The following is a 10,221-nucleotide window of genomic DNA, read 5'->3' on the forward strand; positions in this document are numbered from 1 at the left end:
TGGTTGGGGGTACCGTGTCGCGCACAACAGGCCCGGACCGGGAGCGCCGCACGAGCATGAATACGCAGGACCGACTGACGCACATCGACGACGCGGGCGCCGCCCGCATGGTCGACGTATCCGGCAAGGACGTCACCGCACGCACGGCACGCGCCGGCGGACGCGTCCTCGTCTCGCCCCGCGTGGTCGAGCTGCTGCGCGGCGAGGGCGTCCCCAAGGGCGACGCCCTCGCCACCGCGCGGATCGCCGGGATCATGGGCGCCAAACGCACCCCCGACCTGATCCCGCTGTGCCACCCGTTGTCGGTGTCCGGTGTGAAACTGGACCTGTCGGTCGCGGACGACGCCGTGGAGATCACCGCCACGGTGAAGACGACGGACCGCACGGGTGTCGAAATGGAGGCGCTCACCGCGGTGACCGTCGCCGCGCTCACCGTGATCGACATGGTGAAGGCGGTCGACAAGGGCGCGGTCATCACGGACGTGCGCGTGGAGGAGAAGACGGGCGGCAAGTCGGGCGACTGGAGTCGGGCATGACGGCGGACACGGACGCGGGATACCGGGCACTCGTGGTGACCGCCTCCAACCGTGCCGCGGCCGGCGTGTACGAGGACCGGGGCGGCCCGCTGGTTGCCGAGGGCCTCAGAGGCTTCGGCTTCGCCGTCGACGGGCCGCGGGTCGTGCCCGACGGCGACCCCGTCGAGGAGGCGCTGCGGGCGGGCGCCGAAGCCGGCTTCGACGTGATCGTCACCACCGGCGGCACGGGCATCTCGCCCACCGACCGCACCCCCGAGGCGACCCGCCGCGTGATCGACCACGAGGTGCCGGGCATCGCCGAGGCCATCCGGGCGTACGGCCGGGAGAAGGTGCCGACCGCGGTCCTCTCCCGGGGCCTGGCCGGAGTCGCGGGCGGCACCCTGATCGTCAACCTGCCCGGTTCCACCGGCGGCGTGAAGGACGGCCTCACGGTCCTCGAACCTCTGCTGAAGCACGCCGTGGACCAGATCCGGGGCGCAGACCACCCCAGACCGGCTGCCAGTACGGGGGGTGCGAGCTGAACGGCGCATCCTGGCCCGTGGAGCTGACGGAGGGCGACATCGTCCTGCGGCCGATAAAGCTGCGCGACCAGCGGGTCTGGCGCGAGGTGAACCGGCGCAACCGGGACTGGCTGCGCCCCTGGGAGGCGACCATCCCGCCGCCCGCGCCCAGCGGGCCGATCGCGCACCGGCCGACCTACCGCCAGATGGTCCGCCACCTGCGCTCCGAGGCGAACGCGGGACGGATGCTGCCGTTCGTCATCGAGTACCAGGGGCGGCTCGTCGGGCAGCTGACCGTCGCCGGGATCACCTGGGGGTCGATGTGCTCCGGGCACGTCGGCTACTGGGTGGACGAGGCGGTGGCCGGCCGCGGGGTGATGCCCACGGCCGTGGCACTGGTCGTCGACCACTGTTTCCGGACCGTCGGACTGCACCGCATCGAGGTCTGCATTCGCCCCGAGAACGGGCCGAGCCGCCGGGTCGTGGAGAAACTCGGATTCCGGGAGGAAGGGCTGCGGCCGCGCTATCTCCACATCGACGGAGCCTGGCGCGACCACCTCGTCTTCGCCCTCACGGCGGAGGAAGTCCCGGAGGGCCTGCTGGGCCGGTGGCGGCGCGCACGCTCACAGAACGCCTCCAATTGAATACGCGCCCCGAAACCCGCCCCGAAACCCGCCCCCGAACCCCGGTCCTGAAAGGCGCCCAACTCCCCGAATAAACGTTCGAAAGTGATCGCTTGATCGCACCGGTCGCAAAAAAAGCTCGAAATATCAGCCAGATCGTGCGACACACCGGCCCAATTGGCGGATGGCCTCAGGCGAATCCCTCTACCGTGTGAGGCGTGAGCAGCAGCGGCCTCATCTACGCAGTCATTGTCGGGGCCTGGGCCGCCTACTTGGTGCCGATGTGGCTCCGTAGGCAGGACGAGCTGAACGAGGCCCGTCCGACGGAACGCTTCAGCACCGCCATCCGGCTGCTGTCCGGACGGGCGGGTATGGAGCGCCGGTACGCCAGGGACCTGCGGGCGCGCTCCACCGAGGAGGGGGAGCAGGACGCCGACGCCCCGGACGCCGTCACCGACTCGGTGGACGTCCGGGCCTTCGCCATGCCTCCGACCCGCCCGCAGGTGAAGGCCCCGGTACCGGAGCGAGCACAGGAGCGAACACAGGAACGAGCCCAGGAGCGCGGCCACGCGCGCCCCGACGCGGCACGCGACCCGAAGCGCGATCCGGCGCCCGCACCCGAGGGGGGCGCCGCCCCGGCGCGCCAGCGGGTACCGGCCGCGCGGCGCACCCCCGGCACGCAGGCGGCCGCAGCGCGCGCCCAGCGCTCGAAGGCGCTCGCGCGCCGCAGGCGCACCACGATCCTGCTGTTCCTCGCCTTCACGCTCGGTGCGGTCGTCGCGGCCGTCGGAGGGCTCGCGTTCCTCTGGGCGCCGGGTGTGCCCGCCGTCCTGCTCAGTGGGTACATCGCCTACCTGCGCACCCAGGAGCGCCGGCGCTTCGCCTTCCACATGGACCGCAGACGCGCCGAGGTCGCCGCGCAGCGGCTCCGCGAGCGCCAGCCCCGCCGCCGTACCCCCGCTGCGGCCTCGGCCGCCGCGACCGCCGAGGCCTCGGCCGACGCCGGCGCAGAGGAGCCGCACGAGGTCCCGGAACCGGAGACCGACCCGGGCCTGCTGGCCCTCGCCGCCGACCGCAGGGCGCTCGTCGAACAGACCGACCACGCCGAGTGGGTCGACCAGCAGCGCGAACGGCAGCGCCGGCCGGGCCATGGCGACAGCTGGGACCCGGTGCCCGTCCCGCTGCCCACGTACGTGACCGCGCCGGTCGCGCCCCGGGCCACCGCCGACGTGGACCTCGGCGCACCGGACGCCTGGAGCTCCGCCCGCTCCAGCGCGGTCGTACCGGAGCAGGACACGGCGGACGCCACCGCCGTACCGGACGCGGAGCCGGAGGAGCCGGACCACGCGGACGGCAGGGCGGCGGACGGGGACGAGCGCAGCGACGCCCGGCGCGCGGCCTCGGCCCGGCGCTCCCGCGAGCGCGGCCGCACCCCCCTCTTCGACCAGTACGAGGACGGCGAGCGGCCCCGCGCCGCCAACGAGTGAGACACGCGGGCCCCGGGCCCGCGGCCTCCGGGAACGGATTTTCAAGCAGCCCGATCGGGGTGCTAGAGTTTCACTCGTTGCAAGGGCCTGTGGCGCAGTCCGGTAGCGCACCTCGTTCGCATCGAGGGGGCCAGGGGTTCAAATCCCCTCAGGTCCACGCAGCATGAAGGTCCGCCCCCGACGGGGGCGGACCTTCTGCCATGTTCGCGGTGACTGGTTCATCCCGCCGAAGCAGCCCGCCGCGTGGCCGACACCGCCACCGGTCCGACCGCCGCCGCCACCGCCGACACCGCGCACGCCGCCGTCACCGCACCGAGGGCCGACCAGGGCACGACGAGGGGTGCCGGGGCCGACACCAGACGCAACGCGCCCCACATCCCCGCCAGGTTGACGACCGTCACCAGCAGGCCCAGCACGGCACCCACCCCCACGGCCGTCAGCGCCTCCGCCGCGGTCAGCCGCAGGACCTGCCGGCCGGTCGCCCCCGACAGCCGCAACACCGCCATCTCCCGCCGCCGTTCCGCGGACGCCATGACCAAGGTGTTGGCGAGCGAGATACCCGAGTACAGCAGTGCGATGCCCAGGACGAGGAACACCCCGAGCCGAGTCGTCCGGTTGGTCTCGGGGTAGGCCGCAGCCACCCACTGCGCCCGGCTCAGCACCCGCACCCCGCCGACCGCCCGCAGCCCCGCCGCGACCGCCTGCGGATCCGCGCCCGCACGCACGCGTACGTCGACGCGGTCCACGCCCGCACCACCCGAGTTGGCCGCGCCGACCCACACGCCGCTGTCCCCGGTTCCCGTGGCCAGTACGGCGGCGATCCGCAGCGACCGGGACGTACCGTCACCGAGCCACACCCGCACCCGCTGCCCCACCCGGTGCCGCGCCCACTCCTCGGTCACCACGATCGAACCGTCGTCGAGATCCGCGAGCCGACCCGCCGTCACCGGCAGCCGTACGGCCGCGCCGAGCAGCCCCGGACCGACCGCCCGCGCCTCGGACTTCACCAGAGCCACGCCGTCCTCCAGGGTGTACACGGCGGTCGCCGCACTCGCCGACACCGTGGCGCCGGGAACCTTCCGCAGCCGCTCCACGACATCCGCCGACAGCACGCTGCCGCTGCCCGGCGTCACCACGAAGTCCGCCGCCGTACGCTGCCGCACCTCCGCCGCCCGCGCCTCGGTCAGCGTGCCCGTCGCACCCAGCAGGGAGCCCGCCAGCGCCACGGCGACCAGCACGGGCGCGGCCACCGCGGCGGTACGACGGACCCCCGCGACCGCGTTCTCCCGCACCAGCAGCCCGATCACCCCGGGCAGCCGCGGCACCAGTGGGCGCACCAGCGCGGGTGACAGCAGGGCCACCGCCGTGATCACGAGCAGGGGGCGGCTGATGTACGTCTTGCGGTGCAGCAGGTCACCCGGGTCGGTCAGCAGGGTGTACGACAGGGTCGCGCACGCCGTGAGAAGCAGCGCGGCGCCGAACCACCGGCGCCCGCGCGTCAGCGCGCGCCCGTCGACCGAGACCTCGCGCAACGCCTGCGCCGGCGCGGTCCGCCCAGCACGCAGGCTCGCGGCCAGCGCCCCGCACACGGCGACCGACAAGCCCGTCCAGAAAGCGAGATGGTACGGCCAGGCACGACCGCCGACGGCGTACCAGGCCGGCGCGAGACCGCCGTCGACCACCAGCTCGGCCAGCCACGGGGCGCCGTACCCGCCCAGCGCACAGCCCACCGCCGAAGCGAGCGCGCCCACCAGCAGCGCCTCCGCCAGCACCGACCGCCGGATCTGACCAGGTGTCGCACCCGCGGTGCGCAGCAGCCCGAACTCGCGGCGCCGCCGGTCCACGGCGAACGCGAACGTGGAGGCCACCACGAACACGGAGACGAACGCCGTCACCCCGCCCGCCGTGCCGAACAGGGCGTTCAGCGCGGTCAGCGCCTCGGCGTCACGACCGGGGTCGGCGTCCGCGAACCGGCGATCGTCCCCCGTGAGCACCCGCGCGCTGTCGCCGGCGGCCGCGCGGACCGCCGCCGCGTCCGCCGCCACGACCAGCTGCTCCGAGCGGGGCTCCAGCAGGGCGGCCCGCGCGTCCGTGTAGAACACGGCGTCCTCGAAGCCACGCGCGCGTACCGTCCCGACGACCCGCACCGTTCCGCCGCCGGTCTCCAGCCGGTCGCCCACGTGCGCCCAGTCCCCGGTGGTCACCACCTCGCCGCCCGTCCGGGGCGCACGGCCCGCGCTCAGCTCGTACGGGGCGAAACGCGCCGTCGACCAGGGGTGACCGACGAGACCGTCCGGGCCGTCGGCCGCCCGGACCGGGAAGGAACGGTCCCGTACGACCGGGCCGAGGGCGCGCAGCGCGGCGACGGTCGCAGCCGGGACCGCACGCGGCACCGCCAGCTCCGCCGTCCGCACCCCGATCGGGGTCGGCACCCGCAGGGTGTCCTGCCCCCGCACCACCACCGGCGCCGCCGCGAACCGCTCCGGCGCCCGCACCGGCGCGTCCAGCGAGGCCGCCAGCGCCTGCCCCATCACGGTCAGCAGCCCCACCCCCAGGGCGAGGGCGACGAAACTGCCGACGAAGGCGGCCCAGCGCGTGCGCAGGGTCCGCACGGCGACGCTCAGCACGGGGCGACCTCCTCCAACGCGGCCATTCGCGTCGCGATCCGTTCCGCGCCCGCCCCGGCCAGCTCGCCGTGCACGCGGCCGTCGACCAGGAACACCACCCGGTCCGCACAGGAGGCGGCCACCGGATCGTGGGTGACCATGACGACCGTCTGGCCGTGGACGTCGACCAGGTCGCGCAGCAGGACGAGCACCTCGCGGCCGGTCGTGGAGTCGAGAGCGCCGGTCGGTTCGTCGCCGAAGAGCACCTCCGGGCGGGTGAAAAGGGCACGGGCGAGGGCGACACGCTGCTGCTGGCCGCCGGAGAGCTCGGCGGGCCGGTGCCCGGCCCGTTCGGCGAGACCGACCAGCCGCAGCGCCTCGCGCACCTGCGCCCTCGCGGGGCGGCGGCCGGCCAGCCGCAGCGGGAGGGCGACGTTCTGGGCGGCGGTGAGGGCGGGCAGCAGGTTGTACGACTGGAAGACGAACCCGATGCGCTCCCGCCGCAGCAGGGTGAGCCGACGCTCGCTCAGCCCGGTCAGCTCGGTACCGCCGATCCGCACCGAACCGGACGTGGGCCGGTCCAGCCCGGCGGCGCACTGCAGCAGCGTCGACTTCCCGGATCCCGACGGGCCCATGACGGCGGTGAAGGAGCCCCGGGGGAGGGCGAGCGTGACGTCGTCGAGCGCGGTGACGCCGGCGCCGACAGCGCCGTATCGCCTGCTCACGGAGGTCAGTTGGACGGCAGGTGTGGTCATGGCTCCACGAAACCGCCGGCGGGGGTGCCAAGTCGGTCGGGCAGGAACGAGAGTTGAGGTAGGGACAGCCCTACCCCCGGATCTCGGCCTGGAGGGATGGCCCGCCTCCGGAACACCCTTCTACGGTGATCCGCATGGATCCCCGACACCCGGCCGCGCACCCCGGGAACGTGTGGCAGGCGCTGACCCGCCCGCGCTACCTGCTCTCGCCCTGGCCCTGGCGCGCCGCCGCCTATCTGCTGACGGGCGCGGTCCTCGGAGCCGTCCTGCTGGCCGGGCTGGCGGTGTGGGTGGCGGTCGGCGGGTTCCTCGCGATCGTGCTCGTGGGGCTGCCCCTGCTCGCGGCCACCGCCCTCGCCGGGCTGCCCGTGGCCGCGCTGGAGCGGCGCAGGCTGCGCTGGGTGGAGGGAAACCCGCACACCCACGCTTCCGCCCCGAACGCGCACACCCACGCTCCCGCCCCGAACCCGCACATCGAGCCCCCCGCCCCCGGCCTGCCCGCCTGGCTCACCACCCGGCTGCGAGAACGCGCCACCTGGCGCGAGTTCGGCCACACCGTCCTCACCGCCTGCATCCTCTGGCCCGCCGAGGCGCTGCTGCTGACCGTCGCCCTGGTCTCGCCCCTGACGATGATCGCGACCCCGCTGCTGCTCGCCACGGTCGGCGGCGGGCGCGAGCTGAAGGTGCTGAAGGCGTGGACGGTCACCGGTCAGCCCACGGCGTTCGCCGCCGCCGCGCTCGGGACGCTGCTGCTGGCGGCCGGGGCGTACGTCCTCGGTGTGGCCGCCGGGGCCCGCGCCGCGCTGACACGCCGTCTGGTCGCCCCGCCCGACGACGGCACGCGCGCGAGGGTCGTCGAACTCACCCGTTCCCGCGCCCGCCTGGTCGACGCGTTCGAGGCGGAGCGGCGCCGCATCGAACGAGACCTGCACGACGGCGCCCAGCAACGCCTCGTCGCCCTCAGCATGACCCTCGGTCTCGCCCGGCTCGACGCCCCGCCCGGCGGCCCGCTCGCCGAACAGCTCACGCGCGCGTGCGAAGAGGCGGGCGCGGCCCTCGCCGAACTGCGCGAGCTGATCCACGGCATCCACCCCCAGGTGCTCGCCGACTACGGCCTGGAGGCCGCCGTCGCCGACGCCGCCGACCGCTCGCCCGTCCCCGTGGACATCGCGTTCGCGCCGTCCCTGCCCCGGCTTCCACAGGCGGTGGAGGCCGCCGCGTACTTCGTGGTCCGCGAGGCGCTCGCCAACGTCGCCCGGCACAGCGGGGCGAGGCGCGCCCGGATCACGGGGGAGTACGCCGACGGGCGGCTGGTCCTGGAGGTGTCGGACGACGGCCGCGGCGGCGCGGACCCCGGCCGCGGCACCGGCCTCACCGGTCTCGCCGACCGGGTGTCAGTGCTCGATGGAAGACTGTCCGTGACCAGCCCGACGGGCGGACCGACCCTGCTGCGTGTGGAGATCCCTTGCGAGCCGACACCGAAGGACGGCACCTCCGCGTGGTCCTCGCCGAGGACGGCGTCCTCCTCCGTGACGGCCTGACGGCCCTGCTCACCCGCTTCGGCCACGAGGTCGTCGCGGCGGTCGGCGACGCCCGCGCCCTCGTCGACGCCGTCGCCGACCACACCCCCGACGTCGTCGTCACCGACGTCCGTATGCCGCCCGCCTTCCAGGACGAGGGGCTGCACGCGGCGGTCCGGCTGCGCACCGAGCGCCCCGGCCTGCCCGTCCTCGTCCTCAGCCAGTACGTCCAGCGCGCCTACGCCGCCGAACTCCTCGACTCCGGCGACGGCACCGGCGTCGGCTACCTCCTCAAGGACCGGGTCGGCCAGGTCGAGGAGTTCGTGACCGCCCTGCGCGAGGTCGCGGCCGGCGGCACGGTCGTCGACCCGGAAGTCGTACGACAACTGCTGCGCCGCCGCCGCGATCCGCTGGCCCGGCTGACCCCGCGCGAGCGGGAAGTGCTGGCGCTGGTGGCCGAGGGCAGGTCCAACGGTGCGATAGCCAGAGCGCTCGTGGTCTCGGAGGCGGCCGTCGGCAAACACATAGGCAGCATCCTCACCAAACTGGACCTGCCCCCGGCGGACGACACCCACCGCCGGGTCCTCGCGGTACTGGCCTACCTCAGAGGCTGAGGTCCCCTGAGGTGAGCGGCTTGGCGAAGCACCGGCTCGACTCGTACTCCCGGTAGTAGCCGAACCTGGTGCACGGCGCGTACCCGCTGGAGGTGTACAGGGCGATGGCCTCCGGCTGCTCGGTGCCGGTCTCCAGGACCATCCGCAGCCGGCCGGCCGCCCGCGCGTCCTCCTCCAGCGCGGTCAGCATCCGCCGCGCCAGCCCGCGCCCGCGCATGGTCCGGACCACGAACATCCGCTTCAGCTCGGCGTCCCCGTCCTCGTTGCCCTCGCCGTTGCTGTCCTGGCTGCGCCAGCCACCGGTGGCCACGGGCCGCTCGCCCTCGTCGTACGCGATGAGATAAACCCCGCGCGGCGGCTCGAAGTGGGACGGCTCCAGGACCGTGGCGTCGCCGCCGTCGCCGTAGCGCTCGTGGTACTCCGCCTGGACCTCGTCATTGAGTTTGACGGCATCGGGGTGGTCGAAGGACACACGGCGTATGTTCATGTTGCCCACAGTACGTCTATGCACATTCCGGGGAGAATCTGTTTTCCGGACCTCGTCCAGGCGAAGGTCCACGGGGGCGATCACGACCGAGTGTGTGCGCCTGTCTGCCGCAGTTTCTCGCGGTGCGAGGCCCACGTCCGGGCGGCGGCGGTGAGCGCGGCTCTGTGAGCCATAGGGCGCGTGCGCTCCCAGTTCTCCCACGCGGCGTAGACGGTGCGGGCGAACAATGTGAGGATCTCGGGGGAAGCGGCCCGGTAGGCGGGAACTTCCCGAGCAAGTGCCTCGGCCTGTTCGGGCGTGTGACCGGCGGAGATGAACCGGGGCACCGTTAGTGCGGTGTCTGCCCAAGCAGGGGCAGGGCAGGAGAGCGCCCAGTCGAGTAGCAGAAGCTCGCCGCCTCGGGTCACGAGCATGTTGTGCGGGGACATGTCCGTATGGGCGAGTCCTCGGCCTTGCAGTTCGGGCGTTACATCCGTGGGCAGAAACCCGGTCCACCGTGTGTGAAGCGGCTTCTTGTTCAGCGCCTCGGGCCATGGGGCCTCGGACGTGACGGAGAGTGTGCGCAGCAGCGGGGCGAGATCGTCGGACCCCGGAGACAAGTCCGGGTGGCGGCCATCGATGTACTCGTACCCGTAGAGCAGCCATCCATTGGCGTCGACCTCCCACAGCAGGCGGGGCGCCACGGGCGCGCATCGTGTGACCTGCGCCTCGTGGCGGTACACCCATGCCTGCGGGTCGTCGTGTCGGGTCCCCTTGACGAACGCTCGGCCCGCTGGTGTGCGCAGGGTGCAGGCGAGCCGGGACATGACGCCGTGCGGCGCGGCCTCGGCGGTCTCGACCGGGCCCGTGTGGCGCTCGACGGCGGCCTGGGTTGCTGCTGGTAGGTCGTGCCATTCGATGCGGTCCACCCGCGGGTCTCCTGCGTCGGTCGGGCAAAACGGGGCCGGCCCCCGGCGTGGCCACAGCGTGGCACAGTCCGGGGGCCGACAGAGGGCTGTTAGAGGGCGGTATGTGACGTAGTGCCGCGTTTGTTGTCGCTGGAACGTGTGGCACAGGCGTATCGGGGCTGATCGGGGAGTCCTGCCGTGCTGGA

At 73.8% G+C, this 10,221-nt stretch carries 10 protein-coding genes and 1 tRNA gene; 7 read left to right on the forward strand and 4 right to left on the reverse strand.

Annotated elements, in window-relative coordinates:
• The first annotated feature begins 56 nt into the window (after positions 1-56).
• The 5 genes from moaC (at position 57) to ACLZN2_RS45610 (ending at position 3,303) form a co-directional block, all read left to right on the forward strand.
• Positions 57-536, forward strand: coding sequence for a cyclic pyranopterin monophosphate synthase MoaC (gene moaC / locus ACLZN2_RS45590; protein WP_416985877.1), 480 nt, complete (start codon positions 57-59; stop codon positions 534-536).
• Positions 533-1,057, forward strand: coding sequence for a MogA/MoaB family molybdenum cofactor biosynthesis protein (locus ACLZN2_RS45595; RefSeq protein ID WP_416985879.1), 525 nt, complete (start codon positions 533-535; stop codon positions 1,055-1,057). The genes moaC and ACLZN2_RS45595 overlap by 4 nt, the downstream gene beginning before the upstream one ends.
• Before the next feature lie 17 nt (positions 1,058-1,074).
• Positions 1,075-1,680, forward strand: coding sequence for a GNAT family N-acetyltransferase (locus ACLZN2_RS45600; protein WP_416985881.1), 606 nt, complete (start codon positions 1,075-1,077; stop codon positions 1,678-1,680).
• Positions 1,681-1,877: 197 nt separating this feature from the next.
• A complete protein-coding gene (gene glpR / locus ACLZN2_RS45605) occupies positions 1,878-3,146 on the forward strand; it encodes a gephyrin-like molybdotransferase receptor GlpR (protein ID WP_416985882.1) in 1,269 nt (422 codons plus the stop codon).
• Between the two features lie 83 nt (positions 3,147-3,229).
• Positions 3,230-3,303, forward strand: a tRNA-Ala gene (locus ACLZN2_RS45610).
• A 61-nt stretch (positions 3,304-3,364) separates the two neighbouring features.
• On the opposite strand, the gene ACLZN2_RS45615 is transcribed toward ACLZN2_RS45610, so the two are convergent.
• Both ACLZN2_RS45615 and ACLZN2_RS45620 read right to left on the reverse strand, forming a co-directional pair.
• The gene (locus tag ACLZN2_RS45615; protein WP_416985883.1) at positions 3,365-5,773 is read right to left on the reverse strand and encodes an ABC transporter permease; all 2,409 of its coding nucleotides are present in this window, start codon (positions 5,771-5,773) and stop codon (positions 3,365-3,367) included.
• Positions 5,767-6,507 (reverse strand): ABC transporter ATP-binding protein, encoded by a 741-nt coding sequence (locus ACLZN2_RS45620; RefSeq protein ID WP_416985884.1) that lies wholly within the window; start codon positions 6,505-6,507, stop codon positions 5,767-5,769. The genes ACLZN2_RS45615 and ACLZN2_RS45620 overlap by 7 nt, the downstream gene beginning before the upstream one ends.
• A 134-nt stretch (positions 6,508-6,641) precedes the next feature.
• Between ACLZN2_RS45620 and ACLZN2_RS45625 the strand changes: the two genes are divergently transcribed.
• Together ACLZN2_RS45625 and ACLZN2_RS45630 are read left to right on the forward strand one after the other, a co-directional pair.
• Positions 6,642-8,048: a sensor histidine kinase gene (locus ACLZN2_RS45625; RefSeq protein ID WP_416985886.1), complete on the forward strand. Its 1,407-nt coding sequence runs from the start codon at positions 6,642-6,644 to the stop codon at positions 8,046-8,048.
• On the forward strand, positions 8,006-8,641 hold the full coding sequence (locus tag ACLZN2_RS45630) for a response regulator (RefSeq protein WP_416985887.1): 636 nt from the start codon (positions 8,006-8,008) through the stop codon (positions 8,639-8,641). The genes ACLZN2_RS45625 and ACLZN2_RS45630 overlap by 43 nt, the downstream gene beginning before the upstream one ends.
• Here ACLZN2_RS45630 and ACLZN2_RS45635 read toward each other — a convergent pair.
• Positions 8,631-9,128, reverse strand: a complete 498-nt coding sequence (locus ACLZN2_RS45635; RefSeq protein WP_416985888.1) for a GNAT family N-acetyltransferase — start codon at positions 9,126-9,128, stop codon at positions 8,631-8,633. The two genes, ACLZN2_RS45630 and ACLZN2_RS45635, sit on opposite strands and share 11 nt — an antisense overlap.
• 80 nt (positions 9,129-9,208) lie before the next feature.
• Positions 9,209-10,036 carry a phosphotransferase gene (locus ACLZN2_RS45640; RefSeq protein ID WP_416985890.1) on the reverse strand — a complete coding sequence of 276 codons (828 nt, stop codon included), beginning with the start codon at positions 10,034-10,036 and terminating at the stop codon, positions 9,209-9,211.
• Positions 10,037-10,221: the final 185 nt, after the last annotated feature.

Origin of the sequence: Streptomyces sp. T028 (assembly GCF_048159505.1) — a bacterium.
Taxonomy (GTDB): Bacteria; Actinomycetota; Actinomycetes; order Streptomycetales; family Streptomycetaceae; genus Streptomyces.